This is a genomic window from Mesorhizobium sp. M7A.F.Ca.US.006.01.1.1 (assembly GCF_003997935.1).
Classification (GTDB): domain Bacteria; phylum Pseudomonadota; class Alphaproteobacteria; order Rhizobiales; family Rhizobiaceae; genus Mesorhizobium.
This window is the reverse complement of record NZ_RZQL01000161.1, coordinates 1-16,615: the sequence shown is the minus strand read 5'-3', so window position 1 is coordinate 16,615 and position 16,615 is coordinate 1. Positions and strand designations below refer to the sequence as shown.

The 16,615-nt window shown below is 63.0% G+C and carries 16 protein-coding genes and 2 pseudogenes; 9 read left to right on the top strand and 9 right to left on the bottom strand.

Annotated features, from left to right (window positions below; genetic code table 11):
- Both EN943_RS24810 and EN943_RS24805 read right to left on the bottom strand, forming a co-directional pair.
- Positions 1-383: pseudogene (locus EN943_RS24810) on the bottom strand (extensin family protein); the annotation flags it as partial.
- A 108-nt stretch (positions 384-491) separates the two neighbouring features.
- Entirely contained in the window at positions 492-917 is a 426-nt protein-coding gene (locus EN943_RS24805; protein ID WP_127415022.1) for a DUF3775 domain-containing protein, read from the bottom strand.
- Between the two features lie 143 nt (positions 918-1,060).
- On the opposite strand from EN943_RS24805, the gene EN943_RS24800 reads away from it, so the two are divergent.
- Complete coding sequence (locus tag EN943_RS24800; protein WP_127415021.1) at positions 1,061-1,600, top strand: tetratricopeptide repeat protein; 540 nt, start codon at positions 1,061-1,063, stop codon at positions 1,598-1,600.
- 271 nt (positions 1,601-1,871) lie between these two features.
- Positions 1,872-2,345 carry a transcription elongation factor GreA gene (greA, locus tag EN943_RS24795; protein WP_013530066.1) on the top strand — a complete coding sequence of 158 codons (474 nt, stop codon included), beginning with the start codon at positions 1,872-1,874 and terminating at the stop codon, positions 2,343-2,345.
- A gap of 54 nt (positions 2,346-2,399) precedes the next feature.
- Here the strand turns inward: greA and waaC are convergent, their stop codons facing one another.
- The 3 genes from waaC to rfaD are packed head-to-tail and all read right to left on the bottom strand — an operon-like array spanning position 2,400 to position 5,304.
- Entirely contained in the window at positions 2,400-3,377 is a 978-nt protein-coding gene (gene waaC / locus EN943_RS24790) for a lipopolysaccharide heptosyltransferase I (protein WP_127415020.1), read from the bottom strand.
- A complete protein-coding gene (gene waaF / locus EN943_RS24785) occupies positions 3,374-4,381 on the bottom strand; it encodes a lipopolysaccharide heptosyltransferase II (protein WP_127415019.1) in 1,008 nt (335 codons plus the stop codon). The genes waaC and waaF overlap by 4 nt, the downstream gene beginning before the upstream one ends.
- Entirely contained in the window at positions 4,354-5,304 is a 951-nt protein-coding gene (rfaD, locus tag EN943_RS24780; protein ID WP_127415018.1) for an ADP-glyceromanno-heptose 6-epimerase, read from the bottom strand. The genes waaF and rfaD overlap by 28 nt, the downstream gene beginning before the upstream one ends.
- 163 nt (positions 5,305-5,467) lie before the next feature.
- Here rfaD and EN943_RS24775 point away from each other — a divergent pair, with 163 nt between their 5' ends.
- The 4 genes from EN943_RS24775 to EN943_RS24760 all read left to right on the top strand — a co-directional run bounded on the left by EN943_RS24775 (position 5,468) and on the right by EN943_RS24760 (position 8,965).
- Positions 5,468-6,100: a LysE family translocator gene (locus EN943_RS24775; RefSeq protein WP_024504155.1), complete on the top strand. Its 633-nt coding sequence runs from the start codon at positions 5,468-5,470 to the stop codon at positions 6,098-6,100.
- A 139-nt stretch (positions 6,101-6,239) separates the two neighbouring features.
- Complete coding sequence (gene rfaE1, locus EN943_RS24770) at positions 6,240-7,733, top strand: D-glycero-beta-D-manno-heptose-7-phosphate kinase (protein ID WP_127415017.1); 1,494 nt, start codon at positions 6,240-6,242, stop codon at positions 7,731-7,733.
- 7 nt (positions 7,734-7,740) lie between these two features.
- Positions 7,741-8,313, top strand: a complete 573-nt coding sequence (locus tag EN943_RS24765; protein ID WP_127415016.1) for an SIS domain-containing protein — start codon at positions 7,741-7,743, stop codon at positions 8,311-8,313.
- Entirely contained in the window at positions 8,306-8,965 is a 660-nt protein-coding gene (locus tag EN943_RS24760; RefSeq protein WP_127415015.1) for an HAD-IIIA family hydrolase, read from the top strand. Before EN943_RS24765 ends, EN943_RS24760 begins: the two co-directional genes overlap by 8 nt.
- Positions 8,966-8,969: 4 nt before the next feature.
- Here the strand turns inward: EN943_RS24760 and EN943_RS24755 are convergent, their stop codons facing one another.
- Both EN943_RS24755 and EN943_RS24750 read right to left on the bottom strand, forming a co-directional pair.
- Positions 8,970-9,764, bottom strand: coding sequence for a glycosyltransferase family 2 protein (locus tag EN943_RS24755; protein WP_127415014.1), 795 nt, complete (start codon positions 9,762-9,764; stop codon positions 8,970-8,972).
- Between the two features lie 252 nt (positions 9,765-10,016).
- A complete protein-coding gene (locus EN943_RS24750; RefSeq protein ID WP_013530077.1) occupies positions 10,017-10,496 on the bottom strand; it encodes an Lrp/AsnC family transcriptional regulator in 480 nt (159 codons plus the stop codon).
- A gap of 249 nt (positions 10,497-10,745) precedes the next feature.
- Here EN943_RS24750 and trxB point away from each other — a divergent pair, with 249 nt between their 5' ends.
- Together trxB and EN943_RS24740 are read left to right on the top strand one after the other, a co-directional pair.
- Entirely contained in the window at positions 10,746-11,720 is a 975-nt protein-coding gene (gene trxB / locus EN943_RS24745) for a thioredoxin-disulfide reductase (protein WP_127415013.1), read from the top strand.
- Positions 11,721-11,799: 79 nt separating this feature from the next.
- On the top strand, positions 11,800-12,696 hold the full coding sequence (locus tag EN943_RS24740) for a LysR family transcriptional regulator (RefSeq protein ID WP_023809733.1): 897 nt from the start codon (positions 11,800-11,802) through the stop codon (positions 12,694-12,696).
- Between the two features lie 192 nt (positions 12,697-12,888).
- On the opposite strand, the gene EN943_RS24735 is transcribed toward EN943_RS24740, so the two are convergent.
- On the bottom strand, positions 12,889-13,386 hold the full coding sequence (locus EN943_RS24735) for an isoprenylcysteine carboxylmethyltransferase family protein (RefSeq protein ID WP_127415012.1): 498 nt from the start codon (positions 13,384-13,386) through the stop codon (positions 12,889-12,891).
- Positions 13,387-14,109: 723 nt separating this feature from the next.
- Positions 14,110-16,161, bottom strand: coding sequence for an elongation factor G (locus EN943_RS24730; RefSeq protein ID WP_127415011.1), 2,052 nt, complete (start codon positions 16,159-16,161; stop codon positions 14,110-14,112).
- 312 nt (positions 16,162-16,473) lie between these two features.
- On the opposite strand from EN943_RS24730, the pseudogene EN943_RS38450 reads away from it, so the two are divergent.
- Positions 16,474-16,615, top strand: a pseudogene (locus EN943_RS38450) (cupin domain-containing protein); the annotation flags it as partial.

The window sequence follows — 16,615 nt, the reverse complement described above, 5'->3', positions numbered from 1 at the left end:
GGAAGTGCCTGCTTTTCGCGGGATTTTTCTTCACGGTTACCATCGGGCGCGCCAGTGGTCTTCGGACCTTCCGCCTCCTGCTCCTCTGTCTTTGCAGCGTCGGCCTTTGGAGCGTCCGTCGGGCGTGGCTCGGGCACCGGAATATTGGGCCCCGGCACCGGAACATCGGCAGGCAAGGGCAGCGGAGGCAGCGTTTTCTGCTGTGCCTGCTTCGGCGTCACCGACCGGTGTCTTCGTGGTTTCAGGCGCTTTCCGCCTCGCGGTTTAAGGGGCTGTTCGGCTCGTGGTGTCAACGGCTGCTCTATCCTCGGCGTCAACGGCTCGTGATGCCGATGGCGATGTCTCGCCTCGGTCGGCATCACCAGCAAGGCCGTGACGGCCATGACCAACGCGATCCTGAATGTTCGGGAAAAGACAAGCGACCCCATCGCCCTCAACGGCGCCGACGCAAGGTGGTTGCCTTGGCCGCATCACGAACGGTAACCGCGTCGTTACGCACCGATCGCTTCCAGACCTTCCTCCAGCCAGTCGGCGAGCAGCGGCATGCCAAGCAGGTATTTTGCGGTGCGCTTGTTGGCGCGTTCGCGCGCGGCAGCAAGCGCGTCCGCCCATTCGGTGGCGTCGTAGTCGCCGCGACCGACCCAGGCGAGCGCGATCAGCTCGGCCGCTTCATCGACATTGAGGTCGTTGATCAGCTCGCGCAGCTCTTCCTCGGTCAGGTTCTCGGAGCTTTCCTCGGCAAGGCCGTCATGGTGATGGTTGACGTGGGACTCGCCATCGAGTTCGACCTCGTGCTCGGCGCCATCGGCGTAGTCTTCATTGACGGCCGCACTCAGCGCCTTTGCCCTGAGGATGAACAGGCGCACCGTGTCGGGGCCGATCGAAAGCTCCCAGTCCTTTTCAAGCCGCCGCTGCAAGGGCCGTCTCCCTCAGGTCGTTTGCCGGATGATAGCGGATTCGCAGCATCCGTCACCTGATGTTCTCCGGTACGCATTTTTCCGGGATGAAACGCAAGCCGACCGGCGTTAGTGTTGCATTCTCACCCCTCCAGGAGGTTTCGATGCATAAAAGAGTGCTGATCCAGGCTGCCACTGCGCTACTCGCGCTGCAGTTCCTCGCCGTTCCCGTATACGCCGCCGGCAGCGGTGGCGGTGGCGGTGACGAAACCGTCACCCAGTGCAAGAAGGGCCAGGTCTGGGACAAGAAGAAGAAAAAGTGCGTCGCGCCCCAGGAAGGCATGCTCGACGACGACAGCATCTATGATGCAGGCCACGCGCTGGCGATGGCCGGGCGCTATGACGAGGCGATTGCCGTGCTCAGCCTCGCCGCCAACAAGCAGGATCCGCGCATCCTCAACTATCTCGGCTATTCGCACCGCCATTCCGGCCGCGTCACCGTCGGCCTCGGCTATTACGAGGAAGCGCTGCGCGTCGATCCGAACTACACGCTGGTGCGCGAATATCTCGGCGAAGCGCATCTGCAGATCGGCGATCTGGCCGGCGCCCAGCAGCAGTTGATGGAAATCGAGAAGCGGACCGGCAAGGGTTCGCGTGAATATGGCATGCTGGCCGAGCAGATCGACCATTTCATGAGAAGCTGAAAAGATCCCAGGGCTCTTCCAAGCGGCCGCGAGCGATCGCGGCCGTTTTTTGTTGCTCCCGGTCTCATTCATCGTCCCCGACTGATGAAAACGGGGATGATTTTAGCAAAACTGATTTTTGGGCGTGAAAAACCCGCTGACATTGCTATATTCAGGGAAATTGCGGTGAAACGGTTCCGTAAGCTCGAGGCTGCCGGACCCGTTTTCTTTTTGTACCCATCGACAAGGCTTTCCCCGATACGCGGGGGTGGCAGCAGGAAAGGCAGGCATCATGAACAAGGTCCCGATGACAGGCGAGGGGTTCGCGTCATTGAAGGAAGAACTGCGCTGGCGCCAGCAGGAAGAGCGGCCGCGCATCATCGAGGCGATCTCCGAAGCGCGCTCGCATGGCGACCTGTCCGAAAATGCCGAATATCATGCCGCCAAAGAGGCGCAGAGCCTCAACGAGGGCCGCGTCAACGAGCTTGAAGATTATATTGCGCGCGCCGAGGTGATCGACGTCAGCAAGCTCAGCGGCGACAAGATCAAGTTCGGCGCCACCGTGGTGCTGGTCGACGAGGACACCGAGGAAAAGAAGACCTACCGGATCGTCGGCGACCAGGAGGCGGACGTGAAGTCCGGCCGCATCTCGATCTCCTCGCCGATCGCGCGTGCGCTCATCGGCAAGGAAGTCGGCGACGCCATCGAGGTCAATGCGCCCGGCGGTGCCAGGGGGTATGAGATCGTCCAGGTGCAGTTCATCTAGGGAATTTGAGGCGGGCGCGGCGGCGCTAGCCTTCCAATTCAATTATTGACTAAATCAACCGGTGCTGGCGCCGACTTTAAGCGCCAGCAGCCTTTCTGCCTCCGCCACCACCTCCGCCGGCATCACACGCCTCCTGGGCGGTGCCAAAAGCGTCGACGCATATTGCCCGCGAGGACCCGTCAACCCGGGCTCTGTTGCCAGGAAAATTGCGACCGTCGGCAGGCCAAAGGCACTGGCGAGGTGAGTGAGCCCGGTGTCGGCGCCGATAACCAGCGTCGAGCGGCCAAGGATGGCGGCGATTTCGGACAGCGGCGATTTCGGCACCACGATCGTTGACGGCACGGCGCCTACGATCGCCTCGGCCACGGCCTTCTCACGCTCGTTCGACCAGGTCGTCACCGGCGTCATCCCCCGCTCAATCAGGAGGCGCGCGGTTCCGATCCAATCTTCGGCCGGCCATTTCTTGTCTTCGCGGCTGGTGCCGTGCAGCAGGAAGGCGGTTTTTCCAGACGTGCCCGCCAGAGTGCCGGCGGGCGGCACGATGCCGGAGTCCAGGGTCGAAAGATCGGGCTGATAGCCGAGCGCCAGCCCGAACAGCCGCCGCGTCCGTTCGATGGCGTGCAGGTCGCGCGGCACGGGATAAGTGGCATCGTAGAACAGCGTCGCAGAAGGTTCGCGCGCGCTCGAACGGTCGAAGCCGGCAATAGGGGAGCCCGCCTGTCTTGCAACCAGAGCCGATTTCAGGAGGCCTTGCGCATCGATGACCAGGTCGTAGCGGCAATCTCGCAAGGTGCGGCGCAGGGCGGCCGCCTCGCGCCAGGTGGCGCCGTCAAGCAGCGCCTTGCGCCAGCGCCGGATCGCCACCGTATGGATATCGTCGACCGCCGGGTGAAGTGCGACGATACCGGCGAATGCCTCTTCGACGCACCAGTCGAAGGTCAGGTCCGGGCGGTGGCGACGGGCATCCTCGACCGCCGGAAAGGTGTGGATGACATCGCCCATCGACGACGTCTTGACGATCAGCACCTTCATGCCGCGGCCGGGATTTCCAGCAGCCGGTCCGCAGCTGCCGCGACCTGGCCGACTTCAAGCGTCTTGAGGCAGTTGAGGTGGCCGAGCGGACAGACCTTCTGGTGGCAGGGCGAGCACGACAGGCCGAGCCAGACCAGCTCGCGGCGTTCCGCCAGCGGGGGCGTGTTCTCGGGCGAGGTCGAGCCGTAGACGGCGACGATCGGCGTGCCGACGGCGGCCGCGACATGCATCAGCCCGCTGTCGTTGGACACGGCCAGTCTTGCGGCGGATATCAGGTCGATGGCGTCCTCCAGCCGCGTCTGTCCGGCGAGATCGATGACGCCGGGGGCCAGGGCTGCGATCTCCGCCGTCACGTCGCGGTCGTTCTTTGAGCCGAACAGCGCGACCTTCAAGCCTTTGCCCATGAAATCGCGGGCAAGCCCGGCATAGCTTTCGCTGGGCCAGCGCTTGGCCGGGCCGAATTCGGCGCCGGGCATCAGGGCCACGAATTTCTGCGGCGCCAGCCCGAAACGGCCGAGCAGGTCGACCTGATTTTTCGTGTCCACGCTAAGCCGTGGCGCCCGGAAACTACCGCCCTGGGCAAGGCCGAAATAGGCCTGCGCGGTGCGTCGTTTGATGCTGTCGGGCAATGGGACGATGTCGGTCAACAGGCCGTAGCGCATCTCGCGCAAATTGCCGACACGGCGCGGAATGCGGGCAAAGAAGGGGATCAGGGCCGACTTCCAGCTGCCCGGCAGGATATAGGCCATGTCGTAGCGGCCGCGCAGCAGGCGACCGAAGCGGCGACGATGGGTGAATTCGAGCGTGCCGGGTTTGAGCGGAAAGTCGATCTGCTGGCGGATTTCGGGCATGCGCTTGACCAGGGGTGCTGCCCAAGCCGGCGCCAACACATCGATGGCGGCGTTGGGATGCAACTCCTTCAGCGCCGAAAACAGGCACTGCGCCATCACCATGTCGCCCACCCAGCGTGGGCCGATCACGAGGATCGTTGGGCTTTCAGCCATTCGACATAGTCTCTGACACCGGTTTCCACTGTCCGGAATTGGCCATTGTAACCGGCCGCGCGCAAACGGGACATATCAGCTTGCGTAAAGCTCTGGTAGCTGCCCTTGAGATGGTCGGGGAAGGGGATGAATTCAATCTCCCCTTTACCCGACGTGTCGATCACCGTTTCGGCGATGGCGCGGAAGGGCTGGGCACGGCCGGTGCCGCAATTGAAGATGCCGCTTGAGCCCTGTTTCCACAGCCACAGATTGACGTCGGCAACGTCGCCGACATGGATGAAGTCACGGCTTTGTTCGCCGGGTCCGAACCCGTCATAGGCGCCGAACAGTTTCGGGTTCTCGCCTCGCTCGACCTGGTTGAACAGATGGAAGGCGACGGAGGCCATGGCGCCCTTGTGCGCTTCGCGCGGGCCATAGACGTTGAAGTAGCGCAGGCCCACGACCTGCGAATGATCGGTATCGAACACGGTTCGCCTGACGTAGTCGTCGAACAGCTTCTTGGAATAGGCGTAGACATTGAGCGGCCGCTCGAGCGCGGGATCCTCGCGAAACTCCGCGCCGCCGCCATAGACGGAAGCCGAGGAGGCATAAAGGAAAGGCACCCGCAAAGTCTGGCTTGCATGCAGCAGCCGTTTCGAGAAGGCGTAATTCACCTCCATCATGAATTTGCCGTTCCACTCGGTGGTGGTCGAGCAGGCGCCCTGATGGAACACGGCCTCGATGCGGCCGAGCGAGCCGGCCTCCATGCGGGGCAGGAAATCGTCCTTGTCGAGATAGTCGGCGATCTGAAGGTCGGCGAGATTGGCTGTCTTGTGGCCGTCGGTGAGGTCGTCGACGACGAGGATGTCGTCATGCCCTTCGGCATTCAGCGCGGCGACGATGTTGGAGCCGATCATGCCGGCGCCGCCCGTGACGATGATCATGTTGTTGGCCCTGATACGCGTTTCATTTGCCGATTCCGGCCCTTATAAGGGAGGTAGGGTGGGCTGTCGATAAAGCAGGCAGCAGACCGGATGTCACAGTGGTGCCGCAAAGCTGCCGCTTCAGTCGGTTCGTGCCGCCCGGCACGATCGTGAGGGACCAAAAATGCCATCGACCGAACTGCTCATCGCATTTTTCGCCACCACGGCGATCTTCGCCTACATTCCCGGTCCGGCCATGCTCTATGCCGCCGCGCAGACGATGGCGCGCGGCCGCTGGTCCGGCCTGACGGCGGCACTTGGCATTCATCTGGGCGGCTACGTGCATGTTTTCGCAGCGGCTGCCGGGCTGTCGGTGCTGTTTCATGCCGTGCCGACGCTCTACCTGGCAGTCAAGCTGGTCGGTGCGCTCTATCTGATCTGGCTTGGCATCTCGCTGTTTCGCAAGCGCGCGGACGGCGATGCGGCGCTGCCTGCGATCGAGCGCAAATCGGCGCGGCGCGCCTTTTTCGAGAGCATCACCGTCGAGGTGCTCAATCCGAAGACAGCGATTTTCTTCATGGCGTTCCTGCCGCAATTCATCGACGCCTCGGCGGCGTTTCCGGTCTGGCTGCAGTTCGTCGTGCTCGGCACGATAGTCAATCTGATGTTCTCCTCGGCCGATATCGTCTGCGTGTTCCTGGCGGGCGCCGTGATCGGCCGCCTGCGGCGTTCGAGCCGCGCACAGCGGCTGATGCAGCGGGCGGGAGGGGCGGTGCTGGTCGGGCTCGGTGTCCATGTCGCCTTGCAGAAGAGCTGACCGCCCGAGGCCGCCGGGATCATGCCCTGCCGTTGCGCTGCGTGGATTTGCGGTATATCGGCAGGCATGAACGATCCAGCCCGTAAATTGACAATTTTCAGCACGATTGAGTTTGCCTTACCCTCGCGTTGCCAGTGACATGATCAAGCACAATCCGCCTTCTCCAGAACCATTGCACCGCGCCATTGCGCGGTTCGGCCAAGCCACCGTGCTGGTGGTCGGCGACTTCATCCTCGATCGTTTCGTCAACGGCGTCATCGAGCGGATCTCGCCGGAAGCGCCGATCCCGGTGCTGCACGGGCGCGGCGAGACCTCGACCATGGGCGGCGCCGGCAATGTCGTGGCCAACATCGTTTCGCTCGGCGCTGCCGCTGTCCCCGTTTCCGTAATCGGCGCCGATCTGGCGGGCGACAGTCTGGTGCGGATGCTGCGGGAACTTGGCGCCGATACGGCGGGCCTCGCGCAGGAGCGTGGTCGCATGACATCGTCCAAAAGCCGCTTCAGCGCGCTCAACCAGCAGGTGCTGCGTTTCGATGAAGAGGAGATCAAGCCGCTGGGCGCTGCGGAGCGAGCCGGCCTGATCCGGCATTTCCGCGCCGCGCTGGCGCACGCCGACATCGTCATCCTGTCCGATTACGGCAAGGGCGTCCTGCTCGACGGCGTCGCCGGCGACTTGATCGCCATCTGCCGCGAGACTGGAAAGCCGGTGCTGGTCGACCCGAAGGGCCGCGATTACGCGCGCTATGCCAAGGCGACCGCCATCACCCCCAACCGCAAGGAACTCGGCGAGGCCGTCGGCCATGCGGTGTTCGCCGATGACGAGATCGTGGCTGCCGCACGCGAGCTGATTTCGGCACATGGTTTCGATTTCGTCGTTGCGACGCGCAGCGAAAAGGGCATGAGCGTGGTCGGCCTCGACGAGGCGCGCCACATCGCCACCCAGGCGCGCGAAGTGTTCGACGTTTCGGGCGCCGGCGATACGGTGATCGCGAGCTTCGCGCTGGCGCTGGCCGTAGGCGCCGACACAGTCATGGCCGCATCGATCGCCAATGCCGCTGGTGGCGTCGTGGTGGGAAAACGCGGCACCGCGCGGCTGACGGTCGAGGAACTCACCGGCGCGCTGTTCCGTTCGCATGGGCCGACCGCCCACAAGGACGCGATCCTCGACGCCACATCGGCCGCCCGCATGGTGGCGGCGTGGAAGGAAGAGGGCCTGAGCGTCGGTTTCACCAATGGCTGCTTCGACATCCTGCATGCCGGCCATGTCAGCTTGCTGCACGCGGCGCGCAGCCAGTGCGACCGGCTGGTGCTCGGCCTCAACAGCGATGCCTCGGTGCGGCGCCTGAAGGGCGCCGGCCGGCCGGTCAACGACCAGCATGATCGCGCCTGCGTGCTGGCAGCACTCGCCTCGGTCGACGCGGTCGTGGTGTTCGAGGAAGATACGCCGCTGGCGCTGATCGAAGCGCTGCTGCCCGACATACTGGTCAAGGGCGCCGATTACACGGTCGACACCGTGGTCGGCGCCGATGCGGTGCAGAAAGCCGGCGGCCGCGTCGTGCTGGTCGATCTCGTCGCCGGCAAAAGCACCACCAACACCATTGGCAAATTGCGCGCCGGCGGCACCACAAACTGAGGGGCTCATGTCCGACTTGAACGATTACCTTATCCGCTCGGCAGCTGCCATATCAGCCATGGTCGAACGGGACCTGACCGGTGAGATGGAGCAGGCAGCGAGCGCGGTGGTGACGGCGCTTTCGTCGGGGAAAGCCTTGCTCATCGCCGGCAATGGCGGCTCGGCCAGCGACGCCATCCACATTGCCGGCGAACTGGTCGGCCGCTTTCTCAAGGAGCGCAAGGCCTACAATGTCATCGCGCTGCCGGCCAATGCAGCGGTGCTGACCGCCTGGGGCAACGACTATGGCTTCGACACGGTGTTTTCGCGCCAGGTCGAGGCGCATGGCGCGGCCGGCGGCGTGCTTCTGGCAATCTCGACCAGCGGCAATTCGCCGAGCATCCTCGCCGCCGCCGAACAGGCACGGAGGATGGACATGACAGTGATCGGCATGACCGGCGACACCGGCGGCAAGCTGAAGCCTCTGTCCGATATCCTGCTCAACGTGCCGTCGACCTCGACGCCGATCATCCAGCAGGGGCATCTGTGCCTCTATCATTATCTGTGCGAGGTGGTTGAAGCGCGTCTCAGCAATGGCTGACTCCACCACGCCTGACCCTTATCCGCTGGCGGAACCCGGCCTATGGGTCGAGCGGGTCGGCCGGACGGTGTTTCCCGCCGGTACGCCGGCGCTGTTCCTCGACCGCGACGGCACCATCAATTTCGATACCGGTTATCCCGACGATCCAGCCGAAATAGTGCTGCGCGCCGATATCGCCGCAGCGATCTCTGCCGCCAACCGCGCCGGCGTTCCCGTCATCATCGTCACCAACCAGTCGGGCATCGCGCGCGGCTATTACGGCTGGAGCGATTTCGCCGCCGTCAATGGCCGCGTGCTCGAGCTGCTACGCGCCGATAGTGCATTCGTGGATATGGTCCTTGCCTGCGCCTATCACGAGGCGGGCTCCGGCCCGCTCGCGGCCGCAGATCATCCGATGCGCAAGCCCAATCCGGGCATGCTGCTTGAGGCGGCCAGGCGTCTCCGGCTCGATCTGCGGCGTTCGCTGATTGTCGGCGACAAGAAGGCCGACATGGAAGCGGGACAACGCGCCGGCCTTTCGCAGGGCTGGCTGGTGGAGGGGCAAGCGGCTGTTCAATCGAGCTTCACAATTCGGCCCTGGTGCGACCGCGCTGATTTCGACGGCCTGCTCGCCGCAATAGCTGCACTTGGCGCCGCCTCGGGCGCGCCGTAACGGCTTATACCCGATCGTTGTCTCGCCAGGCTTCGTAAAGCTTGGCCTCTGTGGCGAACGAATACACCATCACCATCATCGAATAGGCGAACCCGTGCCGGCCGCACAGGAAGTAGCGCTTGGCCAGGTAGAACTTCAGGAAGTTGCCGAACGGCGACAGCACCAGTCTTATCAGGCCAGGCTTCTTGGCTCGTTCGACCAGCGTGGCGACCTTAAGGCTGGAGTAGGTGTTGGCTCTCGCCAGATCCTCGGCAATAGTCATTTCGCGGCGATGCAGCAGCACGCCGTTTTCTATCGTGCCGGTTTCGCCCGGCACCTCGAACGACTCATGAACCCGCAGATTGAGGTCCATGGTGGCCTTGTCGCGGCGGAAAAGACGCAGTAGCCGGTTGTGCAGCACCCAGCGGTGCGCGTAGCCATAGCCCTTCAGCTTGTCGCGACGTCTGATGTACCATCCGTCGAAGGCGTCCTTCCCAAGCTGCGTCACTTTCATGATCGACTGCCTGAGCACGGCGTCGATGGCCTCATCGGCTTCAATCGAAAGGCACCATGGTTGCGTGGCCTGATCGAGCGCGAATTGCCGCTGACGAGGAAAGCCCGGCCAATCGTTGTGAAACAGCCTTATCGGATAGCCCTTGGCGATGAACCCATTGACGACGTCCAGAGTACTGTCCGTCGAGCCCGAATCTACGACGATGATCTCGGCGCAGAAGTCGATGCTTTCCAGGCATTCGCCGATCATGTCGGCCTCGTTCATGCAGATGACCAGCGCCGAAACCGGGCTAGAAAATCGAGTCATCGTCCCACCCCACGGCACACAATTCTCGGAATTGGGCTGCCCTGCGCCACTTGTTTACGCAATCCCGAAAGCGCTATGCGCTTTCCCCGGGAAAACCGTTACACACTTTTTCTGGAATTGCTCTAGGAAACCAACAAGGCGGCTACGGCAGAGCATCCGGCTTCACAGGAGAGTCTATCGAACGCCAAAGCGGCGCTGATATGGCGAGGCGTTCAAGCGGCATCGGCGAAAGCCCGCCGGGGGTCAACCGGCTCAAGGCTGTGCGAACGAAACCAGCCCTTCGTCCTTGACCCGGCGGATGGTGAGCGCGGTTCGCACCGTATCGACATTCGGGGTCGAGGTCAGTTCCTCGATGACGAAGCTCTGAAAGGCGCCGAGGTCGCTCGCCACGCAATGCAGCAGGAAATCGGATTCGCCCGATACCATCCAGGCGTCGCGTACGATCGGCCAGCCGCGGGTGCGCTCGGCAAAGATGCGCAGCTCGGCATCGGCCTGATGATGCAGGCCGACCAGGCAGAAGGCAACGACATCGAGGCCGAGCGCTGGTGCATTGAGCAAGGCGCGGTAGCCACGGATGATGCCGGCTTCCTCCAGGCGCTTGACGCGGCGCAGGCATGGCGGTGCCGAAATGCCGACGCGGTTCGACAGTTCGACATTGGTCATGCGGCCGTCGCCCTGCAATTCGCGCAGGATCTTCCAGTCGATGGCGTCGAGGTCGGCCTTGAGCGGCATGGGGGCTCTCGATCATGAGGGGGTAATACGCAAGAATCTTGCGTGATTTTGTAATTAAACGACTTCGCTGTCCATTCCATCCTTCGCCCGGAATATTTCACGGGATCAGCGGGCGACAGGTATGACAAAGCTTTCCGGGGACGAACTCCAACCTGCCTTGCTGGCGTCGTGGGCAACACTTACATTACGCGCGACAATGATCGAGTTTTCCATGCCGCAATTGCCGGCAGCCCTCCGCAGAGGCTTTAGATGACCACCAAGCACGCGCCCGTTCTTATCATCGGTTCCGGCCCGGCCGGCTATACGGCGGCGGTCTATGCTGCCCGCGCCATGCTGAAGCCGATGCTGGTCGCCGGCCTGCAGCAGGGCGGGCAGTTGATGATCACCACCGATGTCGAGAACTATCCCGGCTTCGCCGATCCGATCCAGGGTCCGTGGCTGATGGAGCAGATGCTGAAACAGGCCGAGCATGTCGGCACCGACATCATCAACGACATCATCACCGAGGTCGACCTCAACGTGCGACCGTTCCGTGCCAAGGGCGATTCCGGCACCACCTACACCGCCGACGCGCTGATCATCGCCACCGGCGCGCAAGCGAAATGGCTGGGCATCCCGACCGAGCAGGACTTCATGGGTTTTGGAGTCTCGGCCTGCGCCACCTGCGACGGCTTCTTCTACCGGGGCAAGGATGTCGCGGTGATCGGCGGCGGCAATTCGGCGGTGGAAGAGGCGCTCTATCTGTCCAATCTCGCCAAGAGCGTGACGGTCATCCACAGGCGCAGCGATTTTCGCGCCGAACGTATCCTGCGCGAGCGGCTTCTGAAGAAGGACAATGTCCGCGTCATCTGGGACACGATCGTCGACGAGATCACCGGTCGGCCCGGCAAGACGCCGCTGCCGCCCTCGGTCGAGGGGCTGAAGCTCAAGCATGCGGTGACCGGCGAGGTGTCGCACCTCAAGATCGACGGCGTGTTCGTGGCCATCGGCCATGCGCCAGCGGTCGAACTGTTCGCCGGCAAGCTCAAGCAGAAGCCGAACGGCTATCTGTGGACGGCGCCGGATTCGACCTGCACCGATGTGCCGGGCGTGTTCGCGGCCGGCGATGTGACGGACGATATCTACCGCCAGGCGGTGACGGCGGCGGGGCTTGGCTGCATGGCCGCGCTTGAGGCGGAGAAGTATCTGGCCGGTATCGAAGTGCATCGCGAAGCGGCCGAGTAGAGAGTTCAGAAAGCGGCTTAGAAACGCCGTGTAAAAGCCTGATTTTTCATTCAGACGCCAAAACAGAACGAGGGGAATCATGGCGTTGGACTGGGACAAGCTACGCGTGTTTCACGCTGCGGCGGAGGCGGGGTCGTTTACCCATGCGGCCGAGACATTGCATCTGTCGCAATCGGCGATCTCGCGGCAGGTCAGCGCGCTCGAGCATGATGTCGGCGTGCCGCTGTTCAACCGCCACGCCCGCGGGCTGGTGCTGACCGAGCAGGGTGAGATGCTGTTTCGCACGGCGCATGACGTGCTGATGAAGCTGGAGACAATAAAATCCCGGCTGACCGAGACCAAGGATCGTCCTTCGGGCGTGCTGCGGGTGACGACGACGGTTGGGCTGGGCGCCGGCTGGCTGACCGAGCGGGTGCAGGAATTCATCGAGCTCTATCCCGAAATCAGCCTGCAGCTGATCCTCGCCAACGAGGAACTCGACCTCACCATGCGCCAGGCCGATTGTGCCATCCGGCTGCGCCAGCCGCAGCAGCCGGACCTGATCCAGCGCCGCCTGTTCACCGTGCATTTCCATCTCTACGCGGCCCCATCCTATGTCGCCAAGCACGGCAAGCCGTCTTCCGTCGCAGAACTGAAGGCTCATCGCATCGTCACCTTCGGCGTGCCGGTGCCGTCGCATCTGTCGGAGCTGAACTGGCTGGAAACGGTCGGTGATTTCGAAGGCGGACAAAGAGTGCCGACGCTGCAGATCAACGACATATTGTCGATCAAGCGTGCGGTGCAGGGTGGGGCCGGCATCGCCATGCTGCCCGACTATGTGATCAGCAAGGACTCCGACCTGGTGCAACTGCTGCCGGAGACCGAGGTGCCGTCTTTCGACACCTATTTTGCCTATCCGGACGCGATGAAGAACCAGGCCAAGCTGCACGTGTTCCGGGACTTTATCATCGCCAAGGCCCGAAGCTGGTCCTTCTGAGGACATGCCGATATTCAGGTGAGGCCGGCCTGCGAATGGCGGCTTCCTGCGCTTCCCCGTTCTACCGCATCGCGGTAGAACTGTGCTCACGGACCCAAATGTCCGCTCCGTTCCGATTCTCGGAATCCCCCGCTCTCGGCTCGTCCTGACCTGAATCTCAACATGCCCCATGTGGCGCTGCTTCGACCTGAATCAGCCCCGCCAGGGCGACAGTCGAGACAGCCAGCCCAGGACGTTGCGGCGGTAGGTGTCGTATTCGGCGCCGTAGCGGTGAGCCAAGGTCGGCTCCTCGTAGAACCGCACGAAGGAGCCCATGGCGATCGCGCCGATGACTGCATAGGCGGCCAGCGTCCAGCTCGACAACAGCAATGCCTGGCTGAGGATGATCGACAGCACGGCGACGTACATCGGGTTGCGGACATGACGGTAGATTCCGCCGATCACCAGCCTCTCGGTCGGCGCGACCGGAGCGGGCGTGCCGAGGCCCTCAAGCGCGAATCGACCGAAGGCATGCAGCAGTGCTGCGATCGCGGCGGCGATCAGAAGCCCGCCGACAGGGACAAAGCCCGGCAGATCAGACCACGGCAAGCCCCAGCGATCGGTCAACAGCCAGGGCACCAGCCCGGCAACCACGCAGGGCGCGGCGATGAAGAAGGCCGCACTGCCGGCGATCGCCGAAAACGTCCGCATTGGCTGCTTCCTCCCCGATTGCCTTAGAAATGCACGCCTGCTGCCTGCTTCCACATCATTGCCCAGTTTTGACATTTTGAGCCGAAAGCCAGCCGAGATTGGCGATTCTGTAGTTGCAATTGCCCGATTCAACGTCCCATTTCGACGATTCTGCTGGTCCTATTGGCTTCTGGAATGGGTTAGACCACAGCCTGCGTCTTTTTGCATGTGTGTGTTGCAAAATAGATGCTTGTTTCTTGGGCATGATGAGCACATATATAGATCATCTCCTGGGCGCGTTCTCCTCCCATTAGCGCCCTCGAGTGTTCCCCTCTGGAGGTTAGCCTTAACAGGCACTCCAATCAAACTCAGCCGGATCTTCATTGATCCGGCTTTTTTGTTGCCTGTGCCCTGTTGGGCCGGCCAAAATTTCCATCACAATTGCCACGTAACGGTGACATGTAACCTCTGGTAACATATCCCGGACGCCCACGACCTGCTATGTAGATCATAGGACGCGGTGTGGTTCGGACGGGAGATGGGGGCATCACTCGTACGGCCCGGGCTCAGGCGGCTACCGCGTCCGAACCGTTTCTCCGCCTGATTTCGGCGGCATCAAAATGCGGCGGACCTGCCGTTTTACCTCCCAAGGAAACGGTCCGCGAACAAAACGACGTCCGGTCCCCGCCGGACGTCGTTTTCTTTTGTTCCCCTCGAATCAGGTTCGAGAGGAAGGCCACGCCATCAGGCAGCCTTGCCGTTGGCGTTCATGGCGTCGTCGGCCAGACGGCCGGTGAGTTCGGCCATGTGGTCGAAGGCGGCACGATAGCTGGCAACACCCGCGGTCGCCGAGCGCAACTCGATGATCAGGTCGCCGATCTCGGCTTGCGGCATGGTTGCCTCGACGACATCCCATCCCGGCCAGTCAGGCCGCGCGTCGTAGCCGAGGATCTGGCCGCGCCGCTGCGGGATGAGAGCGATGATCTTCGAGGTGGCGTCGGAGGGGGTGACGATCTCGACCTTCATCACGGGCTCCAGGAGCACCGGCAAGCACGCGGCCATGCCTTCCTTCATCGCCAGCCTGGCCGCCATCTGGAAGGCCATGTCGGAGGAATCGACCGCATGGTAGGAGCCGTCCGACAGGTTGACTGCGACATCCACGACCGGAAAGCCCAGCGGCCCGGATTTCAGATAGTCGCGAACCCCGGTCTCGACCGACTGGATGTAGGTCTTGGGCACGACGCCGCCGGTGATGGTGTCGGTGAACTGGAAGCCGGAGCCGCGCGGCAGCGGCTTGATCTCGATCACCACGTCACCGAACTGGCCATGGCCGCCGGACTGTTTCTTGTGACGGCCGCGCTGCTGCGCCGATTTGCGGATCGTCTCGCGATAGGGCACCGCCGGCGGATGGCCTTCGACCGGTATCTGGTTCTTGCCTTCCAGCCGCTCGCGCACCACGCGCAGATGCATCTCGCCATGGCCCGACAGCACGGTTTCGGCCGAGTCTTGATTGTGGCGCAGGCTGAGAGAGGGGTCCTCCTCGGCCAGCCGCTGGATGGCAGCCGACATCTTCACTTCGTCCTTACGCTCCTTGGGGCGGAGCGCGAAGGCGAAGACCGGCTGCGGCGGCTCGAACTGGACGAGCGGCTTGATGCCGCCCTTGGCTGAACTCAGCGTCTGGCCGGTCTTGACCTCGTCCAGCTTGCCCAGTGCCACCGTATCGCCGGCCTTGGCGATGGAGAGCTTGGACTGGTCCTTGCCGAGCATCCGGTAGATGCCGGAAACCTTGGCCGTGTCGCCGCCGGGCAGCCAGAGTTCGGAACCGTCGACGACCTGACCGGAGAGGATGCGCGACACCGACAGCTTGCCGCCATGTGAGGTGTGGATGGTCTTCATCACCTGGACCAGGGTAGCCGCGCCGTCGGGTGCACCGAGCCGTTTGCGGGTCGCCTCGATGTCGGGCGCGTCGTGGCGGATCGCCTTCAGGAGGCGCAGCACGCCGTTACCTTTCTCGGCGGTGCCGATCAGCACCGGGATCACCGCGCCGTCGCGCAGGTCGGCGGCGAGATCGTCGAAGATCGCGTCCTTGGGCGGCTCGATCTCCTCGAGCAGCTGTTCCATCAACTGGTCATCATGGTCGGCCAGCGTCTCCAGCATCGAGAAACGCGCTTCTAGCTCGCGCGCCTTGTCGTCGCCGGGAATCTGCGCCACCTCGCTTTCGGCATATTCGCGATAGATGTAGGCGCGCTCCAGCGCCAGGTCGATCGAACCAATGACGACGCCGTCCTTGCGCAGCGGAATCTGGCGCAGCAGCAACGGCACGGCACTGGCCGGCTGCAGCATCTTCAGCGTGTCGCGCACGCCGGTGATTGCCTTGTCGACCTTGTTGAGGAACAGAATGCGCGGCACGCCGAGATCGTCGAGCTTGCGCATGATCAGCTGCAGGGCAGGGATCTTCTTTTCATCGGCCTCGGCTACGACCACAGCGAGGTCGCAGGCGGCCAGCACCGGCTCGGCCTCGAAGGAAAATTCGATGGAGCCGGGACAGTCGACGAAGGTGATCTGCTCGCCCATGAATTCGGTGGTGGCAATCGTCGCCTCGACGCTCATGGCGTGGGCGCGCGCCTCGGGCGAATGATCCGAAACGGTGTTGCCTGATGAAACGGGATTTTGTCGGGGAATTGAGCCCGTACGGGCCAATATGGCTTCGAGAAGTGTCGTCTTACCGCTTGCGAAGGGACCGACTATGGCAATGCATTTCGGTCCCGTGCGTCGTCCTCCGGCGCGAGTACCCATGACTGACCTCCACTCAGGCGTTTCCCGTAGGACCGACTGGCATGCATGGTTCAGGCGTGGTCAATCGGTCCTGAGCGGCGGCCGGCCTGTTCGACCGTCGCGGGCGGGGGTTCTTTTCAATTGCCACCTGCCCAAAGCCATCGTCCCACTTGTTTGCCGGCAGGGCAAGAAAAATAGAAATCCTTTGCTCGGCCCGTGGGTCCGTGCGGATCATATCCTGGGCTGGCCGCCGGAAGCTGTTGCACGTCGGCCGATATCGGCGGAAACTGAAACAGGCGACCCGTCGCCCGCTGTTTTGAAGGACCATCGACCATGAAGATCATTGCCTGCGGCAGCGTGCCGACCATCATCGCGCCAGACAAGTACTTTACCGGCCGGGTGCTGCAGACGCCGATCATCGAGAAAGAGGCGCCGGCGCGGCTGCGGGCCACGCTGGTCAGCTTCGAGCCGGGCG

Excerpts from the sequence above, each read along its gene's own strand:
- EN943_RS24775 (WP_024504155.1), top strand. The coding sequence starts at position 5,468 with ATGCCATCGACCGAACTGCTCATCGCATTTTTCGCCACCACGGCGATC.
- EN943_RS24765 (WP_127415016.1), top strand. The coding sequence starts at position 7,741 with ATGTCCGACTTGAACGATTACCTTATCCGCTCGGCAGCTGCCATATCA.
- greA (WP_013530066.1), top strand. The coding sequence starts at position 1,872 with ATGAACAAGGTCCCGATGACAGGCGAGGGGTTCGCGTCATTGAAGGAA.
- EN943_RS24735 (WP_127415012.1), bottom strand. The coding sequence starts at position 13,386 with ATGCGGACGTTTTCGGCGATCGCCGGCAGTGCGGCCTTCTTCATCGCC.
- EN943_RS24760 (WP_127415015.1), top strand. The coding sequence starts at position 8,306 with ATGGCTGACTCCACCACGCCTGACCCTTATCCGCTGGCGGAACCCGGC.
- trxB (WP_127415013.1), top strand. The coding sequence starts at position 10,746 with ATGACCACCAAGCACGCGCCCGTTCTTATCATCGGTTCCGGCCCGGCC.
- rfaE1 (WP_127415017.1), top strand. The coding sequence starts at position 6,240 with ATGATCAAGCACAATCCGCCTTCTCCAGAACCATTGCACCGCGCCATT.
- rfaD (WP_127415018.1), bottom strand. The coding sequence starts at position 5,304 with ATGATCATCGTCACGGGCGGCGCCGGCATGATCGGCTCCAACATCGTC.
- EN943_RS24755 (WP_127415014.1), bottom strand. The coding sequence starts at position 9,764 with ATGACTCGATTTTCTAGCCCGGTTTCGGCGCTGGTCATCTGCATGAAC.
- waaC (WP_127415020.1), bottom strand. The coding sequence starts at position 3,377 with ATGAAGGTGCTGATCGTCAAGACGTCGTCGATGGGCGATGTCATCCAC.
- EN943_RS24800 (WP_127415021.1), top strand. The coding sequence starts at position 1,061 with ATGCATAAAAGAGTGCTGATCCAGGCTGCCACTGCGCTACTCGCGCTG.
- EN943_RS24750 (WP_013530077.1), bottom strand. The coding sequence starts at position 10,496 with ATGCCGCTCAAGGCCGACCTCGACGCCATCGACTGGAAGATCCTGCGC.
- EN943_RS24740 (WP_023809733.1), top strand. The coding sequence starts at position 11,800 with ATGGCGTTGGACTGGGACAAGCTACGCGTGTTTCACGCTGCGGCGGAG.
- waaF (WP_127415019.1), bottom strand. The coding sequence starts at position 4,381 with ATGGCTGAAAGCCCAACGATCCTCGTGATCGGCCCACGCTGGGTGGGC.
- EN943_RS24730 (WP_127415011.1), bottom strand. The coding sequence starts at position 16,161 with ATGGGTACTCGCGCCGGAGGACGACGCACGGGACCGAAATGCATTGCC.